Source organism: Pseudomonas sp. Marseille-P9899, from assembly GCF_903166565.1.
Taxonomy (GTDB): domain Bacteria; phylum Pseudomonadota; class Gammaproteobacteria; order Pseudomonadales; family Pseudomonadaceae; genus Aquipseudomonas; species Aquipseudomonas huaxiensis.
In genome coordinates, this window is the sequence record NZ_CAESCG010000001.1 from 988,633 (window position 1) to 1,011,867 (window position 23,235).

Sequence of the window (23,235 nt, forward strand, 5' to 3'; positions counted from 1 at the left end):
ACCCATGATTCTGTTGACCCGCCGGGTGACCGAAACCGATGCCGTGGCGACCGCCACGGCGACCCTGAACCTGGACACGCGGATCAAGAGCCGAGTGCGCATCACCCTCGATGACGGTCGCGATGCCGGCTTGCTGCTGGAGCGCGGCCAGTTGATTCGCGGCGGTGAATTGCTCGCCGATGGTGAGGGCAGGGAGGTGGTGCGGATCATCGCCGCCGCCGAGGACGTCTCGACGGTGCGTTGCGACGACGCGCTGCTGCTGGCCCGCGCCGCCTACCACCTGGGCAACCGCCATGTGCCGCTGCAGATTGAAGCGGGTTTCGTGCGCTACCAGCATGACTATGTGCTGGACGACATGGTTCGCGGTTTCGGCCTGGAGGTGACGCTGGAGCAGGCGCCGTTCGAGCCCGAGGCCGGCGCCTACCAGAGCGCGCCGCACAGCCATGCACACAGTCATGGCCAGGTTCAGGACCACCCCTTCATTCGCCTGCCTGCCCAGGCCCACTGATTCCAACAAGGAGCACCCCATGAAGAAATACCTCGCCCTGGCTTTGCTGCTGGTCGCCGTACCTGCCCTGGCTCACCCCGGCCACGACGCCAACCCGCTGCAGGACGGCCTGCTGCACCCGCTGACCGGCCTCGATCACCTGCTGATGCTGATCGGCACCGGCGTACTCGCCGCGTTGACCCGCAGCCGCCTGACTCTGCCGCTGCTGACCCTGTGCGCGATGTTCAGCGGCGCTGTGCTCGGTCACCTGTTCGGCGGCGTGATCGGCATGGAAGCCATGATCCTCGGTTCGCTGCTGGTGGCGGGCGCCGCGCTGTTGCTGCCGCGCCGCCAGGTGCTGCTGTCGCTGGTCATGCCGGTGTTCGCCCTGTTCCACGGCTGGGCCCACGGTGTTGAATCCAGCCCGGGGGCGTTCTGGGTATTCAGCGCGGGCTTTGTCACCGTCAGTGGCCTGCTGTTGCTGGCCGGCTTTGGCGTGGGTTGCCTGCTGCGTCGCCACACCCGCCTGCAACAAGCCTTCGGCGGCGGTCTGCTGGCCGGCGCCGCCGTGATGCTGGCGGGCTGATGAGCGCCGATCTGAAGCTGCTGCGCCTGCTGCAACTGGCCAGCCCGAACCTGCCGGTGGGTGGTTTCACCTACTCGCAGGGGCTGGAATGGGCGGTGGAGGCGGGCTGGGTGCGCGGTGCCGCGGGCTTTGCCGACTGGCAGCGCCAGCAGTTGCACGACACCCTCGGCTACCTCGACTGGCCGTTGTTGGCGCGCTTGTACCGCGCCTGCGAGACCGGCGATGTCGCCGCGTTCACGCAGTGGAGCCAGTTTCTGCTGAGCAACCGCGAAACCGCCGAGCTACGCACCGAAGAACGCCAGCGCGGCAAGGCCCTGATGCGCCTGCTGGATGGCTGGCAACTGGGCCAGGACCCGGCGTGGCGCGCCAGCCTGGAACTGAGCCAGCTCGGCGGCATGGCCTGGCTCGCGGTGCACTGGCAGATCCCGCTGCGCGACCTGGCCTTGGGGCATGGCTTTATCTGGCTGGAAGGCGCGGTGATGGCCGGGGTCAAGCTGGTGCCGTTCGGCCAGCAGGCGGCGCAGACGCTGTTGCGTGACCTGTCCGAAGAGCTGCCCGCTGTCCTGGAACAGGCCCTGGCTGTGCCTGACGACCAAATCGGTGGCGGCCTGCCGCTGCTGGCAATCGCCTCGTCCCGGCACGAAACCCAATACACCCGATTGTTCCGATCCTGAGGAATTCCCTATGCAAAGTTACAAGCAACCCCTGCGTGTCGGCGTCGGTGGCCCGGTCGGGTCTGGCAAGACCGCGCTGCTCGAAGCGCTGTGCAAGGCCATGCGCGACCATTACGAAATCGCCGTGGTGACCAACGACATCTACACCAAGGAAGACCAGCGCATCCTCACCGAAGCCGGCGCGTTGGCGCCGGAGCGCATCGTCGGTGTGGAAACCGGCGGCTGCCCGCACACCGCGATCCGCGAAGACGCCTCGATGAACCTGGCGGCGGTGGAAGAACTGGCGCGCACCTTCGGCAACCTCGACGTGATCTTTGTCGAAAGCGGCGGCGACAACCTCAGCGCCACCTTCAGCCCGGAACTGGCGGACCTCACGGTCTATGTGATTGACGTCGCCGAAGGCGAGAAGATCCCGCGCAAGGGCGGCCCGGGGATTACCAAATCGGACTTCCTGGTGATCAACAAGATCGACCTCGCGCCGTATGTCGGTGCGTCGCTGGAAGTGATGGAGCGCGACACCCAGCGCATGCGTCCGGAGCGGCCGTGGGCGTTCACCAACCTCAAGACCGGGCATGGCTTGCAGACGCTGATCGACTTCATTGTCGATCGGGGCATGCTGGATGCGGCGAAGGCGGGGTAATCCGACAGGATTTCGGCGGTTTGCCCACCTTGTAGGAGCGGGTTTACCCGCGATTGCGATAGTGAATCCACTGACGCCATCGCGGGTAAACCCGCTCCTTGTATGTTCTGAGCGTACCCAAAGGGATTCTGAATTCTTGAAAGGTACGCCTACCTAAGTAGTTCCAAGGGGGAGGCCGGACGCTCCTGGAGACGGGCTTTGCACCCGATCTCGTATGTAGATAGGCCCCCCCGCCTCATTGCCCACTACGAAGAGTATCCGGAAGCCGACGAATCGGACTTCGCATGACAAGGTTGTAGCGGCATGAAGTTCGAGGTCGGGGGAACCTTGGGAGATTCTGTCTTAAAAACCGGGAGAGCGAAACCATGTCGAGGAGTGCCGGGATCGACGTTGCAGCCAGGACTGCAGTGCTGACCATCCTTCACGAAGATCGTGTCGAAACCACCAAGATCATCGAACAAACAGCCAAGGGACATCAGCAGGCCGTTGCGTTACTGAGCAAGTGCAAACCCGATCGTGTCGTTTTGGAGGCCACCGGGATTTATTACCTGGATCTCGCCTTGGCCTTGGCTGAAGCCGGACTACCCGTATCGGTGATCAACCCCAAAAGTAGCCACCACTTCGCCAAAGGCATGCTTGAGCACAACAAGACCGATCAGGTTGATGCGCGTCTTTTGGCTCAGTACGGAGAGCGGATGCGACCTCGTCTGTGGACTCCACCGACGGCTACTCAGTTGAGTTTGAGAACTCTGGGGCGACACGCCAATCGGCTGGTTGCCGCACGAACCCGTGCGAAGAATCAGTTGCACGCCTACACGGCGTCCAAAGAGCAGGTTGATTTGATTGTTGAGGATTTGAAAGACGAGATCACAGCATTTGACCGCCGCATTGAGCGCATACGTAAAGCGGCGATTGAGCAGATCGAGTCCGACCAGAGACTTCAACATGTCGCCAAAGCAATTCTTGCTGCACCAGGCATTGCCGAGGTCTCGCTGATCTCAATTTTGGCGGAGCTGACAACTCTTCCCGATACCCTGAAGTCCTCGCAGGTGAGTCGCCACGCGGGGCTTGATGTGCGACTGACCCAGTCAGGAACCAGCGTGAACAAGCCGGGGCGTTTGGGAAAGGCTGGCAACACCTATTTGCGCTCGGCGCTCTTCATGCCCGCGATGTCCGCTGTACGTTTCGACCCATATGCGAAGGGTTTCTACGACGTATTACTGGGAAGGGGGAAGAAGAAAATGCAGGCAATTGCGGCTGTCATGCGGAAATATTTGACGGGCATATGGGCCTGTATGAGAAGCGGAGAACCCTTCGACACGGCCAAGCTTTTTAGCGAAAAGCACCTGCTGAAAGCTTGACCGCGAACAGAGTATCTACACGGGCACAGTCATCAAGCCTTGTAGAACACCGCCAGCCACACCGTGGGCTCTTCACTGCTGGTCCATTCCACCCGATGCCGACAATGTGCCGGTATCTCCAGAAAATCCCCCGGCTTGAGCACCCACTCGCTGGCTTCACCTTCCAGCCGCAACCCCGCCGAACCCCTCAGCACGATCACCCACTCGCCCTCGTCCTGGTCGTACCAGAAGTCAGGCGGACTGCTTTGTCCGGTGGAAACGATGCGCTCGATGCGCAGGCCCGGCCGGGTCAGCAGGTCATCGAAGCGTTCTTGCGCGGCCGGGGTGTTTAGATCAACAAACAGATTGTTCAGCATGGAAGGGGCTCTCGTATCGTCTTGCAATGTGTTCTAAGGTTGCCAGTCCCTGTGAGAGAAGGAACTCATGATGAAGCACCCGCACCTGCTTTTCGCCGCGCTGTCGCTCGGTGCCAGTCTGCCGGTCCAGGCCGCCTTGCCCGGCGCGCCGGCCTACATCGATGACAGCGGTTACCTGCAAGCGGCGAAGCAACGCATTCTGCCGGCGATGTTCGAGCAGCAGATCACCAGCACGCAGTACATCGCCAAGGCCGACAATCCGCTGATCACGGTGGCCGAATCCAGCGATTTCCGCCAGACCAGCACCTACGAACAAACCCGCGCCTGGCTGAAAAAGCTGGCCGCCGCTTCCGGTGGCCGGGTGGTGCTTGCCGACCTGCCGGAAAAGAGCGCCGAAGGTTACCCGATGCTGCTGGCGGTCGCCTCCACCAGTGCCGACAAGTCGCCCGCAGGGCTGAAGAAATCCGGAAAGCCGACCATTTTCGTTGAAGCCGAGATCCACCCCGGCGAGTCCAACGGCAAGGACGCCATGTTCATGCTGCTGCGCGACATGACCAGCGGCGACAAAGCGCTGGCCGGGCTGCTGGAGCGGGTCAATATCCTGTTCATTCCCACCGTCAATATCGATGGCGACGTGCGCCGCAGCCCCTACGGGCGCATCAACCAGAACGGCCCCGATGTCAGCGGCTGGCGGGTCAATGGCCTGAACTACAACCTCAACCGCGACTTCACCAAGCTCGACAGCGCCGAAATCCGCAACGTCGCCTGGGTGTTCAACACCTATGAATTGAGCTTCTTCGCCGACACCCATTCCACCGACGGCGCCATGTACCCCTACGACAGCTCGTACTGCCACAACGGTAACGGCTGGTCGCCCGCCAGCAGCGCGTGGATGGACGAGGGGATGCGGGCGCCGGTGTACCGCGCGTTGCAGGACGCAGGCCATGTGGTTCACGAGTGCATCAGCTTCAACGACAACTAGGACCCGACCCAGGGTTACTACCCGTACCGCACCGACCTAGCGCGGTTCTCCAACCAGTACGGCGATATCCGCAACGTGCCGTCGATCCTGATCGAGCAGCACGCCTTGCATCCGTACAAGACCCAGGTGCTGGGCAACTACGTGATGCTCAAGAGCATGTTCCAGGTGATTGGCGAGCAATCGGCCTCGCTACGCGCAGCCATCGCCAAGGACCGCGCCCGCCTGGCGGCGCAGAAAGACGTGATCCTCACCTGGAAGGCGGGCAAGGCCGAAACCGTGCCGTTCACCGTGGGCGATTACCGCTACGACACTTCGCCGATAACCGGAGCCAAGACCATCGTCTGGAGCAACCAGCCGAAGAACCTCGAGGTGCCGGTCACCGGCAACACCGAGCCGGACCTGATCACCAAGCGGCCGAAGCAATACATCGTGCCGGCCCAGTGGCGCGAGGTGATCGCGCGGCTCAAGGCCCATGGCATCGACATGCGCACCCTGGACAAACCCACTGCCGTGGCCGTGACCCTGTTCCGTATGGACGAGGTGAAGGTGGCGGGCGGCTTCGAGCCGGACCGGGCCAAGTCCAACGAAATTCCCGGCTACGAGGGGCATCTGCTGGTCAGCGGCGTGGCGAAGCCCTTCGAACGCTTGCAGACCTTCCCCGCAGGTTCGGTGGTGATCAACCTCGATCAGCCGCTGGGTGTGCTGGCGGTCAACCTGCTGTACCCGGAAAGCCCCGACTCGTTCTGGGCCTGGGGCTTCTTCAATTCGACCCTGGTGGTGGCGGAAGAGCCCGAGGAATACGTGATGGAACCGATGGCGCGGAAAATGCTGGAAGAGAGCCCGGCACTGAAGGCCGAGTTCGAACAGGCGCTGAAGGCCGACCCGGCGTTCGCCGCCGATCCACAGGCGCGCTTGAGCTGGTTCTATCAGCGCACGCCGTTTTATGACGTCAACGCCTTCGTCTACCCGGTTGGCGTGGTGTATTGAAGCGCGCCGGTCCCGTTGCGGGACCGGCATGGCTTACACCGAGCGGGTGATCCCGCCGTCGACCCGAATGTTCTGGCCGGTGATATAGGCTGCGCCCGGCGAGGCGAGGAAGGCCACGGTAGCGGCGATTTCCTCGCTGCTGCCGTAGCGCTGCAGCGGCACGCTGGCGCGGCGTTCTTCGGTGGTCGGCAGGCTGTCGATCCAGCCGGGCAGGACGTTGTTCATGCGCAGGTTGTCGCGGGCGTAGGTGTCGGCAAAGATCTTGCTGAACGAGGCCAGACCTGCGCGGAACACGGCAGATGTGGGGAACATCTCGCTCGGCTCGAACGCCCAGGCAGTGGAAATATTGATGATCACGCCGTCGCGCTGGCGCTGCATGATCGGCGTCACCAGGCGGGTCGGGCGGATCACGTTGAGCAGGTAGGTGTCGAGGCCGCGGTGCCAGTCTTCGTCGCTGATTTCCAGGATCGGCGCCCGCGGGCCATGGCCGGCGCTGTTGACCAGCACGTCGATGCGGCCCCAGCGCGCCTGGACCTGATCCACCAGTTGTTTCAGGTCGTCGTTGGACTGGTTGGAGCCGGTCACGCCGATGCCGCCCAGTTCCTCGGCCAGCGCCTGACCCTTGCCGGAGGAGGAGAGGATACCGACCTTGAAGCCGTCCGCCGCCAGTCGACGTGCTGCCGCTGCGCCCATGCCGCTGCCGCCGGCGGTGATGATCGCCACTTTTTCTACCGTCATTGATCGTGCTCCCGTGGTTCGAGGTTTAAGCTGACCAAGGCTAGCAGGCACGCGCCCGGCCAGAGAGTCAGTTTTCCATCGTCAACCCAGTAGAAAATCTATCGCCATGTCCACGTCGTCCCCAGTCGCGCTCGAGGTTAGTTACGGTCACACCCGGCTGTTCGCCGATCATCATTCCGGTGCCGGCTCGGCCCACCTGCTGGCGATTCACGGCGGCGGCGCGGCGCACTCGGGGATTTATGAGGGTGTGCGCGCGGAACTGGCGCGGCACGGCGTGGGTTGCACCGCGTTCGATTGCATCGGCCATGGCCGGACTGCGGGCGACAAGCTCGGCTCCTCGTTGCAGGACCGCACCGCCCAGGCGCAGGCGGTGATCGAGGCGATACAGACCCCGACGGCTATCATCGGCGCCAGCATGGGTGCCTATAACGCCATCCGCCTCAGTGAAGTCTTCGACCTGCGCGCGCTGGTGCTGGTAGTCCCCGGCGTTTATTGCCCGGAAGCCTACGATGTGCCATTTGGCCCCGCGTTTTCGGAATTGATCCGCCAGCCACGCAGTTGGGCCGACAGCGATGCCTGGTCGATGCTTTCGCGCTTCCGCGGCCGTCTGCTGGTGATCGCAGCCGGCGAGGACGAGGTGGTGCCGTTGGAGATTCCGCAACGGCTGCATGAGGCGGCGGTCAACGCAGAATGGCGCTCGCTGTTGGTGATTCCGGGTGCGCCACACAGCGGTCTGCTCCAGAGCATGCTGGCTGATCCGCAGTGGCGCGAGGTGTTTCTGCGGCAGTTGAGCGACTGCGTGGTCATCTGAGCTGGGCAATTGTTGCAACTCTTTTCCGGTTTCACTGGAAATCGCCGTGCTTACACCGTCGTTTGCAGCACCTGTCTCTGCGATCTATCCACCGTGGACGAGCAGCGGGGCATTCCATTCAAGGGCACGGGAAACAGCTCGTTTCGCGTGTTTACGTGTATCGATAAAGCCATGATCAATAAGGTCTTTTGCCTCTAGCGTGAGTGCTGTTCGAGCACCGCAGGCATACAGTTCCGAAGGTTGTGCGGGCAGGTCTTCAGGGGACTGGGCGCAACTGCATTCGGCTCGGGGCAGGGCGACCAATAGCGGCAAACAGACATTAGTGTCATATTGAGATCAATCGTTTGCGAATGTTACTATTCCCTTACTGAAAGTATGGGCAAAAACAGGGCAACGGATGCCCGGATACACCCGGTTCCCACTCGCGGGGAACTGCATGGATGCCAGTGTGAATCCCTCCGGAACACCTCTGCGCACCTGGGTCTGTACGGGCTTTTCGTACACGGCCTGATCCCCCACGGCTTCAGCGTCATGACATTACTCCCGGTTTTTTGGGCTTGCCGATTACCGTTACCTGCGGACCGGTGAGGATGAATTCACAGGTTGGAGAAAGCTATGTCACAGGCATTCACGCTGAAGAACCTCAGCGTTACCCGCAAACTCGGCCTGGGTTTCGGCCTGCTGTTGTCGTTTGCCTTGCTGTTGTCGCTGCTGGGGGGCTTTGGCCTGCAAAACAGCAGTGCATCGCTGCAGCGCATCAGCTTTATCAGCAGCCTGTTCGACGAGATCGTCTTCACCCGTGAAGCCAACTACAACTTTGCCCTGAGCAGCGATGCCCAGCATCAGACCCTGCACCAGGAACACCACGCCAAGCTCAAGGAAGGCTTCGACCAGTTGGTGCTGGATGCCCGCGAAGGTCGCTGGCCGGCCCAGGACCTGGGCGCCGCGCAGAAGCTGCGCGCCGATCTGGACACTTACTCCAAGGCCCGCGACCAGGCCCGCTCGGTAGCTGAATTGACCGAGGCCAACCAGTTGTTGTCGCAGTTGCAGGCCGGCGTCAACGAACTGTATTACGCCGAAGAGGCACGCGCCTCCGAGCAGGTGAAAAGCACGCATATGGGCCTGGCCATCGTGACGCTGGTGGCGATCCTCTGTGGCATCGTGGTCGCGTTGCTGATCAGCCGGCAGATCGTCTCCCCGCTGCGTCGGGCGGTGCAGGCCGCGCAGCGTATCGCTGGCGGCGACCTGACCGCCGATATCAAGGTCGAGCGCAGTGATGAGCTGGGTGTGTTGCTGGGTTCCCTCAACACCATGAACGCCAGCCTGCGCGAAGTGATTTCGCAGATCGGCTGCGGTTCGCAGCAACTGGCGGCTTCGGCCTCGCAATTGGCGGCGATCACCAGCACCACCCAGGAAGGTATCGACAGCCAGCGTAACGAGACCGACATGGTCGCCACCGCGATGAACGAGATCGCCATGACCGTTCAGGAAGTCGCGAAGAACTCGGAAGAAGCGGCCAGTGCGGCCAAGGGCGCCGATCAGGAGGTCAGCAGTGTGCTGGCGATGTCGCAACAGGCGATCCGCCAGATCGAAGAAATGGCCAGCGGCGTCGGCACCTCGGCCGAATCCCTGGGGCGCTTGCAGCAAGAGTGCGGACGCATCGGCGCGATTCTCGACGTGATCAAGGCCGTGGCCGAACAGACCAACCTGCTGGCGCTCAACGCCGCCATCGAAGCGGCGCGGGCTGGCGAGGCCGGGCGAGGGTTTGCCGTGGTCGCGGACGAAGTGCGCAACCTGGCGCAACGCACTCAGGCGTCGTCCAGCGAGATCGAGCAACTGATCATCACCCTGCAGCACATCGCCGACGAAAGCACCGGGATGATGAAGACCAACCTGCAGCAGACCAGCGCTTCGGTCACCGGCGTGCGCGACACTGGCATGGCCCTGGAGCACATCACTCGCCAGGTATCGAATATCCAGCAGATGAGCGAACTGATCGCCACCGCCGCAGAAGAACAGGCGGCGGTGACCGAGGAGATCAACCAGAGCGTGACCCGCGTGCGCGAAACTGCCGAGGAATCTGCCACGGCCAGCGCGGAAATTTCTGCGGCGAGCACCGAACTCAAGCACCTGAGCAACCGGTTGCACGGGATGGTTGGGCATTTCCGCTTCTGATCTGTGTTGCACGGACGCATCTGATCCGTATTTTTCAGTGCTTTCTGCATCTGTTATGCAAACAGCCGCTTGCCGACAATACGCTTCGTAAAGGCGTGGTTGGCAGCGGATGTTCCGCTGCTCCCGTCTGAACCGTTGTTCAGGTAATCGGAGGCAGTGATGGGCAAGATGGCGATTTTTCTGTTCGGGTTTCTGGTGCTGGCGATCGTGATCGGCGCTTTGGGGACGATTTCTCCGGTTTGAGTATTCAAGAAGCCCCGGCAATGTTGCCGGGGCTTTTTTTCAGGCGGATTTTTTGGGTGGGCGGCAGCCTCGCCACAGGGGATGGATAAACTCACAGCACCAACGTCAACACTCCCGGTCACACACAATGGCCATCATCTTTCGAGGGGAGTACCGATTCATGACCAACGTCGATCCGGGCCTGAATGAGCCGTTCAAGCGGCTGTTCTTCGCCGTGCCTTGCTCGGTGCAGCAGAGCAGGGCGATATCCCGTTGGCGGGGTGGCCTGGGGCTGCGCAGCGGGCGTCCGGTGCCGGCGGAAAACTTTCACCTGACCCTGATGTTTCTCGGCGCGGTCGGGGTCGATCAGTTACCGACGATCCTTGATGCCGCAGGGCGCTTGCCGCCGCTGGGGCGGCCGGCAACCCTCTTGCTGGATCAGGTCGAGGTATGGCGGCGCAGCCAAGCCCTGGTGCTGGCCTCGAAACAGACAGCGCCAGCCCTGCTGCGCTGGGTCTACGCCTTGCAGCAGGCGATGCTGCCGTTGGGCTTCGAGGTCGATCCGCGCGAGTTCCGTCCGCACTTGACCCTGATGCGCGACTTCCGGGGTGGTGTCCCGGAGACGGCGCTGGATACCGAGTTTCGGCTGGTGGCCGAGACGTTCGTGTTGTACGAATCGGTCAAGGGAAGGTATCAGGCTGTGGCGCAGTGGCCTTTGCTGGCTGGATAAGGCGTCTTTGTCGCTACCGTCCTCACAGGCCACTTCTATACTCGGAAAACGGACGCTGAACGGCGTCCGGGGCGGGTGCCCGTACGGGGTGCCCCGGTGTTGTCCCTCGATTCCGGCGGGGCGCGATCGTGAACCAGCCTGTGCTGCCTGTCGCTTTGTTGGTCGGCGTGTTGCTGGCGTTGGGCGGTTGCGGCTCCAGATCCCGCACGCCGGAGCCGCCGCCGGTAGTGCTGTCCCAGGCCGCATGGCAGCAGGTGGATCGCGAAATCGTCATTGCCTCGCGTGGCGCCACCGGCTCGGCGGGGGATTATGCGCGCCGCTCCATGCGCGTTTGGCGCGAGCAAGTGCAGGCCCGCACCGAAGACGACTTCATCCCCTGGTTCACCGGCTATTGGACCCAGCAATGGCTGACCCTCAAGGTCGCCTGGTACAAGATGAGCCAGAACAACGCCCAACCGGACAATCGCCTGGCGCTGTACCTGCAGGAGCAGTACCGCGAGCGGGTGCTGGAGCCGGTGGCGAAAGAGATCAACCCCGATCTGATCCGCGAACGCGCCACTGAACTCTATGTGCAGTTGCTCGGCCAGCAGTTGCAGGGCATCGCCCAGCGCTACCGTGCGGCGCCGGACCAGTTCGCCCTGCACCTGAACCGGATTCCCGCCATTGCCCTGGGCCCGCCGCCGGCACGGGACGCCAGTATTCAACAGGTCCTCGCGGCCCGACCCTTCGTGCAGCTTCCCGCCTGGCTCGCCCTCGATGAACAGGTGCGCAAGGCCGCAACCAACAACGCAACGGCCTCGGACACCGGCCTGTCATCGGTGGCCAGCAAGGCCAGCACCCGCCTTGAAGCGACACTGGCCCCGCGTGGCGCGGCCAGTGCGGTGGCGGCGGCGGTGGGCAAGGCGGCCGGTCTGCTGATCTCCGTCGCTTCGGCTGGCATCGGCGCGATGATGCACGAGAGCGAGCGGCCGGAAATGGTCGAGCAGTTGCGGGTGATCCTCAATGTGGCGCTGAACGAGGAGTGGCAGAGCCTGATGGAGAATCATGCCTCTGGCGTCATGGCGGGGGTGTGGTCGATGGCGGGAGAGATCGAGGGGCGCCTGGGCGCGCAGTCGGAGATGGCGCCGAGAACGGATGCATTTCCTTAGTAATCTCATTAAAAACAATAGCTTATGGTGTTTTATTGATTTCTTTTGTTAGGTTTTTTGGTGCGAGTGATTTGATTTTTGTTTTATAAAAAATACATATATTTCAGTGGCTTACATTATATATTTGATGTTGTTTGTTTTATGTGTGGCGCAAAAAAGCCGCATCAAGGAGTCCTTGGTGCGGCTTTTTAAATTGCAAAAAACCAATTAAATCATCGTCTTGCGTGTTTTTTCTCAAGCAATGCTTTGAGTCTTGCTCTGCTGCCGTTTGGTCGCCTGAGTACGGCAGGCATTGCCGAACGCTTCGAACATCCTGACCGAATCAGGGTTCTTCGCGGCTTGCCATTCCGGGTGCCACTGCACCGCGAACAGGAATGGCGACAGGCTTGGCGCATGGATCGCCTCGACCAGGCCGTCTTCGGCACGGGCCAGCGGCTCAACGCCTTCACCCAGGGTTTTCAGGCCTTGGCCATGCAGCGAGTTGACGCGAATCTCGTCGCTTTGCAGCAGTTCCTGCAGCCAGCTTCCTGGCTCGATGCGCACGCTGTGCACCGCGCTGTACTGCACCTCCACCGGATCTTCCGGGTTTTCCCGGTGATCGTTGAAGCCAGGCTCGGCGTAGACCTTCTGGTAGATGTCGCCACCCAGCGCCACGTTGATTTCCTGCATGCCGCGGCAGATACCGAAGATCGGCAGGCCACGCGCGATAGCCAATTGCACCAGCGGCAGGTCGAAGAGGTCGCGGTTGCGGTCCTGACCCTTGCCTGGAGTCTGGTTTTCCTGGCCGTAGAGGGCCGGGTCGATATTGCTGCCGGCGCCGGTCAGGTACACACCGTCAGCCATGTCCAGATACTGTTCGAGGTCTTCGGTGCCGCAGCAGGTCGGAACCAGGAGGGGGACGCAGTCAGCGTGTTCGACCAGCGGCACGATGTACTTGTGGGTCATCACTTGATAGTCGTGACCCTTGCGCTCTTGAGAGCCCATGGTCATCAGGACGACAGGTTTGCGGGCTTTTTGATTCTTATTGCCAATGTTGCTGTTGGGCATATGTCACCTTGGGACAGGCGCGGCCTGTCATTGTTGTGCAGGCGCGCCGATTGCTGCAGGGCGCTACCCGAGGTTTCGAGCACTGCCGGGTGTGCACGCGAACGTCGATTCCCGGTCGAAACCTGCCGCATAGCTTGCCAGAGCCGTTAAATATATCAAGCGGATTAACCGTTCCGTGTGCATATTTTTTAACGTAAGACCTTTGATTTATCGTTTAACTCTCTGATTGACCTCAGGTAAATGTGATTTTTAGCGGACACGGCAGTTCATTATATTTGACGAGTCTTTCACCGCTGTCCGCACCGTGGCCATTACGGGCCTTGCGGCCCGAAAGCCCCGCTCTTAAGCTTCAGAACCTCCGTTGATATCAGCCTGCCAATGCCTACTCCAAGACCGTCCCTGACCCTCACGCTGTTGCAAGCCCGCGAAGCCACCATGGCCTTCTTCCGCCCGTCGCTCAACGAACACGGCCTTACCGAGCAGCAGTGGCGGGTGATCCGCATCCTGCGCCAGCAAGGCGAGCTGGAAAGCCATCAACTGGCCGAACAGGCCTGCATTCTCAAACCGAGCATGACCGGCGTGCTGAGCCGCCTTGAGCGCGACGGCCTGGTGCGGCGCAAGAAATCCGTGCAGGACCAGCGCCGGGTCTTCGTCAGCCTCACCGAGCAAGGCCAGCAGTGCTTCGTGGACATGAGCGAAGACATGGAGCGCAACTACCAGCGCATTCTCGAACAGTTCGGCGACGCCAAGCTGCAAACGCTGCTGGGGTTGCTCAACGAGCTGAAGAACGTCAAACCCTGAGGGGCCTGGCTGTTCGCGCAACTGAAAAGTCCTACATATACTGTCGGTTATCCGCAACAGCTTGCCGTCGTTGGTCGGACCACGACGTCTCAACGCCGGTGGTAGTGGCTGTATCCGAAGTAACCTGCTCGCGAGTCGTCATTTCAGGCGCTTAAGAGAGGCTATGGCGATGGATATCATCAGTCTGATCATTCAGATCATCAGCGGTGTGGTAGGCGGCAACGCGGCGGGCATGAGCAAACAAGGCATGGGGCCGCTGCTCAATTCGATTCTTGGCGGGGTGGGTGGCGTGGTGCTGGGACAGATCCTGGCGTCATTCACCGGCGATCAGAGCCTGGCCCAGGCTGGCGCGGCAGGCACCCTGGATTTGCCCGCGATCATCAGCAGCGTGGTGGGCGGCGGGGCTGGTGGGGCGGTGCTGACGTTTATCGTCGGGCTGATCAAGAACAAGCTGCAGCCGCATTAGCCATAAAAAAAGGGCCTGCATTGCAGGCCCTTTCTTCAATGAGTCGGGCAACCCTCGGCTTTCACCGTGCGCACTGTCGTTGCCGGATTGCGCGCCAGCTTCTCGCCCACCCTGGCAGGCCTTGGCTGCAACTCGCCGCCGCAGTTCGGGCACTTGCCCTTCAACTGACCTTCCGCACAGCTGCGGCAATAGGTGCATTCGAACGAACAGATCAGGGCATCGCGGCTGTCGCCTGGCAGATCGGTGGAGCAGCATTCACAGCAGGGGCGCAGTTCAAGCATTGAAGGTAGTCCTTTGAGGTATGCCGAAGCGTTAAATTGAAGCAACGCTGATGGCAATGCAATAGCGCGCTCAGGGACGGTAGAGATGCGCGTGGCCCGCCCGGTACAGCGCGGACTCACTGAAACTGTCGCTGGCCAACACCCGGCCCACCAGAATCAGCGCCGTGCGGCGGAAACCTTTAAGTGCCGTCTGCTCGACGATGTCGTCCAGCGTGCTCAACACCCAGTCCTGATCCGGCCAGGTGGCACGGTGGACCACGGCGATCGGGCAGTCGCCGCCGTAATGCGGGCGCAGTTGCTCGACGATCTTTGGCAGATGCCGCACCCCGAGGTGAATCGCCATGGTTGTCTTGTGGCTGGCCAGGCTGGCGAGGGCTTCGCCTTCGGGCATGGGCGAGCTGTCGGCGAAGCGGGTGAGGATCACGCTCTGGGCGATGTCCGGCAGCGTCAGCTCGCAGCCGAGCAGGGCGGCGCTGGCAGCGGTGGCGGTCACGCCGGGGATGATCTGGTAAGGAATGCCCAGTTCACGCAGATGACGAATCTGCTCGCCGATGGCGCCGTACAGGGCGGGGTCGCCACTGTGCACCCGGGCCACGTCCTGGCCCTTGGCATGGGCGGCGCTGATCGCCGCGATGATCTGCTCCAGGTGCAGCTCGGCGCTGTTGATGACGGTCTCGGCCTGGTGCCCTTCGAGCACCGCGGCGGGGACCAGGGAACCGGCGTAGATGATGACCGGGCACTGGCGGATCAGGCGCTGGCCCTTGACGGTGATCAGCTCCGGGTCGCCGGGGCCGGCGCCGATGAAATAGACGGTCATGGCAAATCCTTGAACGAGAGGGGGCGGATTATCCGCCAAACGACGGCGCCCAGGCCAATGCCAGGGTCATGTCGTCGTGGACGATGCGGGTGACCCGCAGTTGCGCGGGCTGTCCGCTGACTTGCTCGGCCAGCGCCAGGGCACAGCTCTCGGCCACGCCATGGCAGCCGCTGTGGCGAAAGGCGACCGGCGAGCGGTGGCTGAGGCGGGTGGCGAAGGGCGCCAGTTGCGCGGCACTGAAGAAGGTCAGCGGCAGGTCGAGGTGCGCGGCCAGTTGCAGCAAGCCGGGTTCGTCGTACTTGAGGTCGATGCTGGCAAGGCCGGCGAGGGCTTCGAGAGGGAGGTCATGGGCTTGCAAGGTCCGCCGTAGCAGCCCGGCCAGATTATCGGCCGGACTGCCGCGGCGGCAGCCCAGCCCGGCGAACAGCGGGGTTGCGCCGGGCGGGAAGGGCATCAGGCAGCCTGGCGGCGATACAGCCAGGCGCTGATCAGGCCGAGGGCGACCCAGAACGCCGCATTGGTCAGCAGCGAAGCAACGATGAACTGCGACTCCAGCGCTTCTGGTGCCAGGCTTTCGTGCACTTCCGGTTGCGGAGCGCCGATCACATGCGGCAGCACCAGCAGCACCAGGCCCATGGCCTTGAGCAGCCAGTTACCGGCGAACACCATCAGCGCCAGGCCAACGGCGGTCGCTGCGGCGGTGCCAATCCACCAGTACTGACGCAGGGCCAGGTCGGCGGCGGCGGTACCCGGCAGTTCCGGCGGCAGGCCCAGGTTCGGCGCCAGGCAGAACACGGCGAAACCACCGAGGCCCCACAGCGCGCCGGTAGTCACGCGGCCTGGACGACGCAGGGTGTACATGGCGGCGAGCAGCAGGGCAAAGCCGACTGCGACCACCAGATTGCCGCCCGTGGTGGACAGCACGCGCTGCCAGCCATCTTCCGGCGACCAGGCTTCGGCGTCGTGATGATGTTCCGCGCCGGCGGCGGCGTCGGCGTGTTCGTGCTCCTGGACGGCCGGGGCCGCGGTTTCATAGGTTTCCGCCTGGAGAATCAGCGGCGCGACCCAGAAGCTTTGCAGCAGGGTCAGCAGCAGTGCGGCCAGCAGGCCGGCGAAGCCTGCAGTGCGAGCGATGCGCATGAACATTGGGGCAGGCCTCAGTGGCAAGGGAAAGCGGCGCTGTGACGGGTATCGTGCGCGGCATTGTGCACCGCTTCGATGTGCGAGAAGCCAGCGAAGTAGACCAGGCACAGGCCCAGCACCGAAGCGCTGACGGCAGCGACGATGCGCTGGCTGAGGGTGGTCGGAGTGACGATGGCGTGACTGGCGATGATCGGCATGGCGCTTTCCTCTTGGTGTTGTCGGCAACAGGCAAGCGCGAAGAACCCCTGGCCGGAATCGCCCAGGGGTTGCAACGTCGCCCGCCCACCGCGGGTTTGGTCAATGCTGTTGTTCAGGCCGGTCTCCGGGCTTGCGAGGGCATTTCGCCGTGGCGTCACCTTCCCATGCCCGCAGGCACAGTGGTCTTGACGCTTTCCTCGCTTACCGTTGCGGGGGCAGCACCGGAATTTACCGGTTTCCCGTTTCACCTTGTAACAAAAAGGCACCCAAACGAATCGCGCTAGGAAATCACGCGCGTTGACATCCGTCAATACAGCGGTTGACCGGCTTCGGGGCACTGCGTAGCCTTGCCGGTTCGAGGTTCTCCGGCAAGGGCCGGAGCTAAGACGGGAACGCGGTGCGCCTTTTTCAGGCCAGGCCGCGGCTGCCCCCGCAACTGTAAGCGCTGCCTTCATCGACACAGCCACTGCCAAACCGGCGGGAAGGCGTCGATGCTGCCCTTGAGGGGCACAGCGCGAGCCAGGAGACCTGCCTCGTTCAGTTTCCGACTTTCAACCGGGCGGGGTGATCCGGTGGCGAACGCGCCCAGGCTGCAGGCCTGCGGCTCCCGTCCCGCATGCCCGCCATCCTGCCAAGGGCATCCGACATGAAAACACTGGCCAAACTCCCCGTCACCATCGTTACCGGCTTTCTCGGCTCGGGCAAAACCACCTTGCTGCGGCACATGCTGGACAACGCCCAGGGCCGCCGCATTGCGGTGATCGTCAATGAATTCGGCGAGCTGGGCATCGACGGCGAAATCCTCAAACAGTGCAGCATCGGCTGCACCGAAGAAGAAGCCAGCGGCCGGGTCTACGAACTGGCCAACGGCTGCCTGTGCTGCACCGTGCAGGAAGAATTCTTCCCGGTCATGCGTGAACTGGTCGCCCGCCGTGGCGACCTCGACCACATCCTGATCGAAACCAGCGGTCTGGCGCTGCCCAAGCCGTTGGTGCAAGCCTTCCAATGGCCGGAAATCCGCAACGCCTGCACCGTTGACGCGGTGATCACCGTGGTCGACAGCCCGGCGGTAGCGGCCGGCACCTTCGCCGCCTTCCCTGAGCAGGTCGATGCCCAGCGCAAGCTGGACCCGAACCTGGATCACGAATCCCCGCTGCACGAACTGTTCGCCGACCAACTGGCCAGCGCCGACCTCGTCGTCCTCAACAAGGCCGACCTGATCGCTGCCGATGCCCTGGCCGCCGTGCGCGCCGAAGTGGCTGAAGAGCTGCCGCCTGCCGTGAAGGTGATCGAAGCCAGCAAAGGCGTGCTGCCGCTGGAAGTCCTGCTGGGCCTGGGCGCCGAGTCCGAAGCGCATATCGACGGCCGCCGCACGCACCACGACAGCCATCACGACGACGATGGCGATGATCATGACGATCACGACCACGACGCCTTCGACTCCATCTCCCTGGAACTGCCCGAAGCTGACGAGGCCTTGCTGCTCGACGCGCTGACCCAGTTGGTGGTGGACAGCGGCATTCTGCGGGTCAAGGGTTTCGCGGCGATTCCCGGCAAGCCGATGCGCCTGCTGATCCAGGGTGTTGGCACGCGTTTCGACAAGCACTTCGACCGCGCCTGGCGCACTGACGAAGCGCGGGTCACGCGCCTGGTGCTGATCGGTCAGGAACTCGACGCCGAGGCGCTGCAAGCTCGTCTGCGCGCGGCCCTGGGCGCCTGATCCATGCACCTGCTGCGGACCCAGCCCGGCGGCTTCGTGCCGGACGACAGCATTGCCGACCTCGGGCAGTCTCCCGCCGAGCTGGTGATCCTTTGCAGCGGTGACTCGCACCTGGCGCTGCTGGCGGAAACCGCCCGCGAGTTGCCGGACGACTACCCCAGTCTGCGCTTGGCCAACCCGATGCAGGTGCAGAACCACGCCTCGGTCGACCTTTATGTCGATCAGGTGCTGCGCCACGCCAAGGTCATCCTGGTGTCGCTGCATGGCGGCATCGGCTATTGGCGTTACGGCGTCGAGCAACTGGTGGCTCTGGCCGAGCGCGGTGTGCAACTGATTCTGGTGCCGGGCGACGACCGCCCGGACCCGGAGCTGAGCAGCCTGGGCACGGTTACTGGCGAGCAAGCCGAGCGGCTCTGGCACTTTCTGCGCCAGGGCGGCAAGGCCAATGCCCTGAATTTGTTCAACTGCCTGGCCAGTCTCTGGCTGGGCCGTGATTACCCCTGGGACGAGCCCCGGCAACTGCCGCGTACCAGCCTTTATCACCCGGATCACGCCGAGGCGGACCTCGCCGATTGGCGGGCCGACTGGCGTGCCGGGCAACCGGTGGTGTCGCTGCTGTTCTATCGCTCGCACCTGCAGGCGGCCAACACCGGCTTCGTTGACGTGTTCTGCGAGCGTTTGATCGGCGCCGGGCTCAATCCGCTGCCGATCGCCGTCGCCAGCCTCAAGGAGGCCGGTTGCCTGGCCCAGGTCGAGGCCTGGCTGGACGAAACCGACGCGGCGCTGATCCTCAATACCACCGGTTTTGCCCAGTCCAGTCCGGAACAGCCGCACCTGCGTCCGTTCCGCCGCGACATCCCGGTGCTGCAAGCGATCTGCGCCCAGGACAACGAACCCGGCTGGCAAGCCAGCGAGCAGGGCCTGGGGGCCCGCGACCTGGCGATGCACATCGCCTTGCCGGAACTGGACGGGCGCATCATCACCCGGCCCATCAGCTTCAAGGACCTGGCCTGGCGCAGCGAGCGCAGCCAGTCTGATGTGGTCTGCTACCGCGCGCATCCCGAGCGCATGGATTTCGTCGCCGAACTGGCGCGGCGCTGGTGCGAACTGGCGCGGCTGCCCAACCCGCAGAAGCGGGTGGCGTTGATTCTCGCCAACTACCCGACCCGCGATGGCCGTATCGGCAATGGCGTCGGCCTCGACACCCCGGCGGCAGCGCTGAATATCCTGCGGGCGCTGAAGCAGCAGGATTATCCGGTGGGCGAGTTGCCGGACAGCGGCACCGCGTTGATCCACGACCTGCTCGGCGGCGTCAGCAACGACCTCGACAGCCTCGACCAACGCCCCTGCGCGCAAAGCATGGCGCTGGATGACTATCTGACGGCGTTCGCGCAACTGCCCGAAGCCAATCAGCAGGCGGTGCGCGAGCGTTGGGGCGAGCCGCAGCAAGACCCGATGTTCCGTGGCGGACGGATGATGGTTGCCGGCTTGCGCCTGGGCCTGACTTTCGTCGGCATTCAGCCGGCGCGGGGCTACCAGCTTGATCCGAGCGCGGTCTACCACGACCCGGACCTGGTGCCGCCCCACGGCTACCTGGCCTTCTATTTCTGGCTGCGCCACGCCTTCGCCGCCGATGCGCTGATCCACGTTGGCAAACACGGCAACCTGGAATGGCTGCCGGGCAAGGGCGTCGGCCTTTCCGAACAATGCTGGCCGGACGCGCTGCTCGGGCCGCTGCCGAATATCTATCCCTTTATCGTCAACGACCCGGGCGAGGGCGCCCAGGCCAAGCGGCGCACCCAGGCGGTGATCATCGATCACCTGATGCCACCGCTGACCCGCGCCGAAACCTACGGGCCGCTGCGCAACCTTGAGCTGCTCGCCGACGAGTACTACGAAGCGCAACTGCTGGACCCGCGTCGCGCCATCGAATTGCAGAAAGAGATCCTGCAACTGGTGCGCGACAACCATATCGACCGTGAGCTGCAACTGGACGGCGCGCTGGATGACGCCAATGTCTGGCTGCCGCGGCTGGACACCTACCTCTGCGACCTCAAGGAGTCGCAGATCCGCGATGGCTTGCACGTCTTCGGCGAATCGCCCGGCGGGCGCCTGCGCATCGACACCTTGCAGGCCCTGCTGCGGGTCGCCCGTGGCGATGGCCGCGGCGCCAATGCCAGCCTGCCGCGTGTGCTGGCCCGAGCCCTGGCGCTGGGCTTCGATCCGCTGGACTGCGACCTTGGCCAGCCGTGGGACGGCCCGCGCCCGAAGCGTCTGGCGTCGCTCGACACAGCGCCGTGGCGCACCCAGGGCGACACCCGCGAACGCCTGGAATGGCTGGGCGCGCAATTGATCGAACAAACGCTGGCCGGCGAGCCGGACGTGCCGGCCGAACCTCAGTGGGACGAGGTGCGGACCTTGCTGGCCGCGCTTCGCGACCAGGTGGCGCCGCAACTCGATGCCTGCGGCGAAGCCGAAATGCACGGTGTAATGACCGCCCTCGACGGACGTTTCGTCCCCGCCGGGCCGAGTGGCGCACCAAGTCGTGGGCGCCTGGACGTGCTCCCCACCGGACGCAATTTCTACACCGTCGATGTACGCAACCTGCCCACGGCTACCGCCTGGCGCCTGGGTTTTGCCTCGGCCAACCTGATTCTCGAACGGCACCTGCAAGACCACGGCGACCACCTCCGCCAGCTCGGCCTGTCGGTGTGGGGCACGGCGACCATGCGCACCGGCGGCGACGATATCGCCGGGCCCGGCTGATGGGCGTGCGCCCGGTGTGGGCCGCTGGCAGTCACCGCGTCGATGACTTCGAGATTCTGCCGGTGAGCCTGCTGGACCGGCCGCGGGTGGACGTGACCCTGCGTGTTTCGGGGTTCTTCCGCGATGCCTTCGGCAACCTGATCAAGCTGTTCGATGCCGCGGTACAGGCGGTGGCGGCGCTGGACGAGCCGGATGACCTCAACCCGCTGGCGGCGCGGGTGCGCAGCGAGCGCGCCGAATTGCTCGCCAGCGGGCTGGACGAGGAGCAGGCGCGGCGTCAGGCGGGCTGGCGGATCTTCGGCTCCAAGCCCGGGGCCTATGGCGCCGGGGTGCAGAACGCCATTGACGGACGCCTCTGGCACAGCCGCGAGGACCTTGCCGAGGTCTACCTGAACCACGGCGGCTACGCCTATGGCGGCGCCGACGACGGCACCGAGGCCCGCGGCCATTTCGCCAAGCGCCTGAGCCAGGTGCAGGCGGTGCTGCAGAACCAGGACAACCACGAGCACGACCTGCTCGATTCCAATGACCACTATCAGTTCCAGGGCGGCATGCTCGCGGCGGTGGAAAGCCTCGGCGGCGCGCCGGTGGCCAGCTATCACGGCGACCACAGCCAGCCGGACCGTCCGCGCATTCGCACCCTCAAGGAAGAACTGAACCGGGTGATCCGTGCCCGAGCGCTGAATCCGAAGTGGATCGACGGGGTCAAGCGTCACGGCTACAAGGGCGCGTTCGAACTGGCGGCGACGGTGGATAACCTGTTCGCCTTCGACGCCACCACGCACCTGATCGATGACCACCATTACCAATCGCTGGCCGACGCCTATGTGCTCGACGCCGCGACCCGCGAATTTATCCGCCAGCACAACCCCGAGGCGCTGCGCGATATCACCGAGCGCCTGATCGAGGCCCAGCAGCGCGGGCTCTGGGAGGAGCCGGGTGAATACCGCGAAGCCCTCGAAGAACAGTTGCTGGACGGCGAAGAAGAGACTTGAAATGACCGAACCCGTGCACTTTCCCCTGGCCGCCGTGGTGGGCGCCGAGGAACTGAAACTGGCGCTGTGCCTGACGGCCATCGACCCGAAGATCGGCGGCGTGCTGATCGAGGGGCCGCGCGGCATGGCCAAGAGCACCCTGGCCCGTGGCCTGGCGGACCTGCTCGGTGAAGGGCCGTTCGTCACGTTGCCGCTGGGCGCCACCGAAGAACGCCTGGTCGGCACCCTCGATCTGGATGCCGCGCTGGGGCAGGGCCGGGTGCAGTTTTCCCCCGGCGTGCTGGCCAAGGCCGATGGCGGCGTGTTGTACGTCGATGAAGTGAACCTGTTGCCGGACCATCTGGTGGACCTGCTGCTGGACGTCGCCGCCAGCGGCACCAACCGTATCGAGCGGGATGGCCTGTCGCACCGGCACAGCGCGCGCTTCGTGCTGATTGGCACGATGAACCCGGAAGAAGGCGAGTTGCGTCCGCAATTGCTCGATCGCTTCGGCTTCAATGTCGTCCTGCACGGCCAGCCGCTGCCAGAGGCGCGTGGGCAGATCCTGCGCCGCCGACTGGCCTTCGACACTGACCCGGCGGCGTTCTGCGCCGAGTGGGCGCCGGCCCAGACCGAACTGCGCCAGCGCTGTCAGGCGGCGCGCCAGCGTCTGGCCTCGATCGAGCTGGATGATCGTTCGCTGGAGCTGATTACCGCGCGTTGCTTCGCCGCTGCCGTGGATGGGCTGCGCGCTGATCTGGTCTGGTGGCGCGCGGCCCGTGCCCATGCCGCCTGGCGTGGCGCCAGTGCTATTGAAGACGAGGATATCGACGCGGTAGCCGAGTTTGCCTTGCGCCATCGCCGTCGCGAGCCGGAGGCCGGCAGCAGCCAGCCTCCGGCGCCACCACCGCAAACCGGCCAGCAACCCCCGGCACAAGACGCGACAGGCGCCGGCCAGTGGGGTGAAATGCCGGCGCAGCCGGTGGCGGTGGGTGCCCGGCGCGAGGTGCCGGCCTGGCCAAAAAAGCCCTGAGCATCCGCGCCCGCGCCGCCGCGGATGCCAGGCCCAAGGCCGGCCGGCTCGACCAGGGCCCGCGCGGCCGTGGACGCAGCGCCGGGCAGGGC

General features: G+C 63.9%; 22 protein-coding genes, 2 pseudogenes and 2 riboswitches. Of the genes and pseudogenes, 15 read left to right on the forward strand and 9 right to left on the reverse strand.

What is annotated here, in order from left to right:
- The first annotated feature begins 4 nt into the window (after positions 1 to 4).
- The 5 genes from ureE (at position 5) to HWV67_RS04455 (ending at position 3,748) form a co-directional block, all read left to right on the forward strand.
- Positions 5 to 508 (forward strand): urease accessory protein UreE, encoded by a 504-nt coding sequence (gene ureE / locus HWV67_RS04435; protein ID WP_175650101.1) that lies wholly within the window; start codon positions 5 to 7, stop codon positions 506 to 508.
- Positions 509 to 527: 19 nt separating this feature from the next.
- Complete coding sequence (locus HWV67_RS04440) at positions 528 to 1,073, forward strand: HupE/UreJ family protein (RefSeq protein ID WP_110971032.1); 546 nt, start codon at positions 528 to 530, stop codon at positions 1,071 to 1,073.
- Positions 1,073 to 1,747 carry an urease accessory protein UreF gene (locus HWV67_RS04445; RefSeq protein ID WP_175650102.1) on the forward strand — a complete coding sequence of 225 codons (675 nt, stop codon included), beginning with the start codon at positions 1,073 to 1,075 and terminating at the stop codon, positions 1,745 to 1,747. Before HWV67_RS04440 ends, HWV67_RS04445 begins: the two co-directional genes overlap by 1 nt.
- A 10-nt stretch (positions 1,748 to 1,757) precedes the next feature.
- A complete protein-coding gene (ureG, locus tag HWV67_RS04450) occupies positions 1,758 to 2,387 on the forward strand; it encodes an urease accessory protein UreG (protein WP_110971030.1) in 630 nt (209 codons plus the stop codon).
- Positions 2,388 to 2,752: 365 nt separating this feature from the next.
- Positions 2,753 to 3,748, forward strand: coding sequence for an IS110 family transposase (locus tag HWV67_RS04455; RefSeq protein WP_175650103.1), 996 nt, complete (start codon positions 2,753 to 2,755; stop codon positions 3,746 to 3,748).
- A 32-nt stretch (positions 3,749 to 3,780) separates the two neighbouring features.
- On the opposite strand, the gene HWV67_RS04460 is transcribed toward HWV67_RS04455, so the two are convergent.
- A complete protein-coding gene (locus tag HWV67_RS04460) occupies positions 3,781 to 4,104 on the reverse strand; it encodes a cupin domain-containing protein (protein WP_175650104.1) in 324 nt (107 codons plus the stop codon).
- Between the two features lie 70 nt (positions 4,105 to 4,174).
- Between HWV67_RS04460 and HWV67_RS04465 the strand changes: the two are divergent.
- Positions 4,175 to 6,073, forward strand: a pseudogene (locus HWV67_RS04465) (M14 family metallopeptidase).
- Between the two features lie 33 nt (positions 6,074 to 6,106).
- Here the strand turns inward: HWV67_RS04465 and HWV67_RS04470 are convergent.
- On the reverse strand, positions 6,107 to 6,811 hold the full coding sequence (locus HWV67_RS04470) for an SDR family oxidoreductase (RefSeq protein ID WP_175650105.1): 705 nt from the start codon (positions 6,809 to 6,811) through the stop codon (positions 6,107 to 6,109).
- 106 nt (positions 6,812 to 6,917) lie between these two features.
- Here HWV67_RS04470 and HWV67_RS04475 point away from each other — a divergent pair, with 106 nt between their 5' ends.
- Together HWV67_RS04475 and HWV67_RS04480 are read left to right on the forward strand one after the other, a co-directional pair.
- Entirely contained in the window at positions 6,918 to 7,622 is a 705-nt protein-coding gene (locus HWV67_RS04475) for an alpha/beta fold hydrolase (RefSeq protein ID WP_175650106.1), read from the forward strand.
- A 1,116-nt stretch (positions 7,623 to 8,738) separates the two neighbouring features.
- Positions 8,739 to 9,797 (forward strand): methyl-accepting chemotaxis protein, encoded by a 1,059-nt coding sequence (locus tag HWV67_RS04480; RefSeq protein WP_371929283.1) that lies wholly within the window; start codon positions 8,739 to 8,741, stop codon positions 9,795 to 9,797.
- Positions 9,798 to 9,850: 53 nt separating this feature from the next.
- On the opposite strand, the gene HWV67_RS04485 is transcribed toward HWV67_RS04480, so the two are convergent.
- Entirely contained in the window at positions 9,851 to 10,135 is a 285-nt protein-coding gene (locus HWV67_RS04485; protein WP_175650108.1) for a hypothetical protein, read from the reverse strand.
- 65 nt (positions 10,136 to 10,200) lie between these two features.
- Here HWV67_RS04485 and thpR point away from each other — a divergent pair, with 65 nt between their 5' ends.
- Positions 10,201 to 10,749, forward strand: coding sequence for an RNA 2',3'-cyclic phosphodiesterase (thpR, locus tag HWV67_RS04490; RefSeq protein ID WP_175650109.1), 549 nt, complete (start codon positions 10,201 to 10,203; stop codon positions 10,747 to 10,749).
- Between the two features lie 128 nt (positions 10,750 to 10,877).
- Positions 10,878 to 11,897 (forward strand): hypothetical protein, encoded by a 1,020-nt coding sequence (locus tag HWV67_RS04495; protein WP_256680003.1) that lies wholly within the window; start codon positions 10,878 to 10,880, stop codon positions 11,895 to 11,897.
- 234 nt (positions 11,898 to 12,131) lie between these two features.
- On the opposite strand, the gene HWV67_RS04500 is transcribed toward HWV67_RS04495, so the two are convergent.
- Positions 12,132 to 12,944: a gamma-glutamyl-gamma-aminobutyrate hydrolase family protein gene (locus HWV67_RS04500; RefSeq protein WP_175650110.1), complete on the reverse strand. Its 813-nt coding sequence runs from the start codon at positions 12,942 to 12,944 to the stop codon at positions 12,132 to 12,134.
- Positions 12,945 to 13,322: 378 nt separating this feature from the next.
- Between HWV67_RS04500 and hpaR the strand changes: the two genes are divergently transcribed.
- Positions 13,323 to 13,745: a homoprotocatechuate degradation operon regulator HpaR gene (gene hpaR, locus HWV67_RS04505; protein ID WP_175650111.1), complete on the forward strand. Its 423-nt coding sequence runs from the start codon at positions 13,323 to 13,325 to the stop codon at positions 13,743 to 13,745.
- 169 nt (positions 13,746 to 13,914) lie between these two features.
- On the forward strand, positions 13,915 to 14,211 hold the full coding sequence (locus tag HWV67_RS04510) for a hypothetical protein (protein WP_371864249.1): 297 nt from the start codon (positions 13,915 to 13,917) through the stop codon (positions 14,209 to 14,211).
- Positions 14,212 to 14,246: 35 nt separating this feature from the next.
- Here the strand turns inward: HWV67_RS04510 and HWV67_RS04515 are convergent, their stop codons facing one another.
- From HWV67_RS04515 to HWV67_RS04535, 5 genes are all read right to left on the reverse strand, one after another.
- Positions 14,247 to 14,492 carry a DUF1272 domain-containing protein gene (locus HWV67_RS04515; protein ID WP_175650112.1) on the reverse strand — a complete coding sequence of 82 codons (246 nt, stop codon included), beginning with the start codon at positions 14,490 to 14,492 and terminating at the stop codon, positions 14,247 to 14,249.
- A gap of 70 nt (positions 14,493 to 14,562) precedes the next feature.
- Positions 14,563 to 15,309, reverse strand: coding sequence for a precorrin-4 C(11)-methyltransferase (gene cobM, locus HWV67_RS04520; RefSeq protein WP_175650113.1), 747 nt, complete (start codon positions 15,307 to 15,309; stop codon positions 14,563 to 14,565).
- Between the two features lie 28 nt (positions 15,310 to 15,337).
- On the reverse strand, positions 15,338 to 15,763 hold the full coding sequence (locus HWV67_RS04525) for a cobalamin biosynthesis protein (protein WP_175650114.1): 426 nt from the start codon (positions 15,761 to 15,763) through the stop codon (positions 15,338 to 15,340).
- Positions 15,763 to 16,455, reverse strand: coding sequence for a CbtA family protein (locus HWV67_RS04530; protein ID WP_175650115.1), 693 nt, complete (start codon positions 16,453 to 16,455; stop codon positions 15,763 to 15,765). Before HWV67_RS04530 ends, HWV67_RS04525 begins: the two co-directional genes overlap by 1 nt.
- 11 nt (positions 16,456 to 16,466) lie before the next feature.
- On the reverse strand, positions 16,467 to 16,649 hold the full coding sequence (locus HWV67_RS04535) for a CbtB domain-containing protein (protein WP_110972831.1): 183 nt from the start codon (positions 16,647 to 16,649) through the stop codon (positions 16,467 to 16,469).
- A gap of 99 nt (positions 16,650 to 16,748) precedes the next feature.
- A riboswitch (cobalamin riboswitch) is annotated at positions 16,749 to 16,935 on the reverse strand.
- 56 nt (positions 16,936 to 16,991) lie between these two features.
- Positions 16,992 to 17,200: riboswitch (cobalamin riboswitch) on the forward strand.
- Between the two features lie 96 nt (positions 17,201 to 17,296).
- Between HWV67_RS04535 and cobW the strand changes: the two genes are divergently transcribed.
- The 3 genes and pseudogenes from cobW (at position 17,297) to HWV67_RS04550 (ending at position 23,143) form a co-directional block, all read left to right on the forward strand.
- Positions 17,297 to 18,370: a cobalamin biosynthesis protein CobW gene (gene cobW / locus HWV67_RS04540; RefSeq protein WP_175650116.1), complete on the forward strand. Its 1,074-nt coding sequence runs from the start codon at positions 17,297 to 17,299 to the stop codon at positions 18,368 to 18,370.
- Positions 18,371 to 18,373: 3 nt separating this feature from the next.
- Positions 18,374 to 22,131: pseudogene (gene cobN / locus HWV67_RS04545) on the forward strand (cobaltochelatase subunit CobN).
- Between the two features lies 1 nt (position 22,132).
- Positions 22,133 to 23,143, forward strand: coding sequence for an ATP-binding protein (locus tag HWV67_RS04550; RefSeq protein WP_175650117.1), 1,011 nt, complete (start codon positions 22,133 to 22,135; stop codon positions 23,141 to 23,143).
- The last annotated feature ends 92 nt before the right edge of the window (positions 23,144 to 23,235 follow it).

What these genes read in the sequence shown, in the direction of transcription:
- ureE (WP_175650101.1), top strand. Translation starts at nt 5, where the DNA reads ATGATTCTGTTGACCCGCCGGGTGACCGAAACCGATGCCGTGGCGACC.
- HWV67_RS04440 (WP_110971032.1), top strand. Translation starts at nt 528, where the DNA reads ATGAAGAAATACCTCGCCCTGGCTTTGCTGCTGGTCGCCGTACCTGCC.
- HWV67_RS04445 (WP_175650102.1), top strand. Translation starts at nt 1,073, where the DNA reads ATGAGCGCCGATCTGAAGCTGCTGCGCCTGCTGCAACTGGCCAGCCCG.
- ureG (WP_110971030.1), top strand. Translation starts at nt 1,758, where the DNA reads ATGCAAAGTTACAAGCAACCCCTGCGTGTCGGCGTCGGTGGCCCGGTC.
- HWV67_RS04455 (WP_175650103.1), top strand. Translation starts at nt 2,753, where the DNA reads ATGTCGAGGAGTGCCGGGATCGACGTTGCAGCCAGGACTGCAGTGCTG.
- HWV67_RS04460 (WP_175650104.1), bottom strand. Translation starts at nt 4,104, where the DNA reads ATGCTGAACAATCTGTTTGTTGATCTAAACACCCCGGCCGCGCAAGAA.
- HWV67_RS04470 (WP_175650105.1), bottom strand. Translation starts at nt 6,811, where the DNA reads ATGACGGTAGAAAAAGTGGCGATCATCACCGCCGGCGGCAGCGGCATG.
- HWV67_RS04475 (WP_175650106.1), top strand. Translation starts at nt 6,918, where the DNA reads ATGTCCACGTCGTCCCCAGTCGCGCTCGAGGTTAGTTACGGTCACACC.
- HWV67_RS04480 (WP_371929283.1), top strand. Translation starts at nt 8,739, where the DNA reads ATGGGCCTGGCCATCGTGACGCTGGTGGCGATCCTCTGTGGCATCGTG.
- thpR (WP_175650109.1), top strand. Translation starts at nt 10,201, where the DNA reads ATGACCAACGTCGATCCGGGCCTGAATGAGCCGTTCAAGCGGCTGTTC.
- HWV67_RS04500 (WP_175650110.1), bottom strand. Translation starts at nt 12,944, where the DNA reads ATGCCCAACAGCAACATTGGCAATAAGAATCAAAAAGCCCGCAAACCT.
- hpaR (WP_175650111.1), top strand. Translation starts at nt 13,323, where the DNA reads ATGCCTACTCCAAGACCGTCCCTGACCCTCACGCTGTTGCAAGCCCGC.
- HWV67_RS04510 (WP_371864249.1), top strand. Translation starts at nt 13,915, where the DNA reads ATGGATATCATCAGTCTGATCATTCAGATCATCAGCGGTGTGGTAGGC.
- HWV67_RS04515 (WP_175650112.1), bottom strand. Translation starts at nt 14,492, where the DNA reads ATGCTTGAACTGCGCCCCTGCTGTGAATGCTGCTCCACCGATCTGCCA.
- cobM (WP_175650113.1), bottom strand. Translation starts at nt 15,309, where the DNA reads ATGACCGTCTATTTCATCGGCGCCGGCCCCGGCGACCCGGAGCTGATC.
- HWV67_RS04525 (WP_175650114.1), bottom strand. Translation starts at nt 15,763, where the DNA reads ATGCCCTTCCCGCCCGGCGCAACCCCGCTGTTCGCCGGGCTGGGCTGC.
- HWV67_RS04530 (WP_175650115.1), bottom strand. Translation starts at nt 16,455, where the DNA reads ATGTTCATGCGCATCGCTCGCACTGCAGGCTTCGCCGGCCTGCTGGCC.
- HWV67_RS04535 (WP_110972831.1), bottom strand. Translation starts at nt 16,649, where the DNA reads ATGCCGATCATCGCCAGTCACGCCATCGTCACTCCGACCACCCTCAGC.
- cobW (WP_175650116.1), top strand. Translation starts at nt 17,297, where the DNA reads ATGAAAACACTGGCCAAACTCCCCGTCACCATCGTTACCGGCTTTCTC.
- HWV67_RS04550 (WP_175650117.1), top strand. Translation starts at nt 22,133, where the DNA reads ATGACCGAACCCGTGCACTTTCCCCTGGCCGCCGTGGTGGGCGCCGAG.